1 protein-coding gene is annotated in these 412 nt (G+C 60.9%); it reads right to left on the minus strand.

The features are described from left to right. On the minus strand, positions 1-412 hold a 412-nt coding region (locus CHM34_RS19520; protein WP_206093860.1), incomplete at both ends, for a hypothetical protein.

Raw genomic sequence — 412 nt, forward strand, 5'->3', positions numbered from 1 at the left:
CAGCAGCATCGCCAGTTTCGGCAACATCATTGCCGTCTTCGTCGGCAACAACCTCAGCTGACGCCGAAGGGACAGGTGCGGCATCGGCGTCGTCTGTTTCGGCTCCCGCTTCAGCGGAATCGTCAGCGATTGGGTCGGCGTCATCAGGCTCATCGAGGGCGCTGTCATCGAAAACGAAGCCAGTGCACTCCCAGGGGTCCACGAAATCATCCTTTTCGGGGAGCAGGCCGTCACGTGCCGTGATGAAACGATTGGCCGTCTGGGTGAACGTGGCGTGGTAGTAGATCTTGTCACCCGCGGCGTAGCGGAGCTTCTCGATCGCATCGGACAGAAACAGACCGGCGACGGCCTGGAACTCGGCGAGACGAACGCCCGTGCTCAAGTGAGCCAGACTGACGACAACGGCCATAGG

This window comes from Paludifilum halophilum (assembly GCF_002245355.1).
Classification (GTDB): Bacteria; Bacillota; Bacilli; order Thermoactinomycetales; family DSM-45169; genus Paludifilum; species Paludifilum halophilum.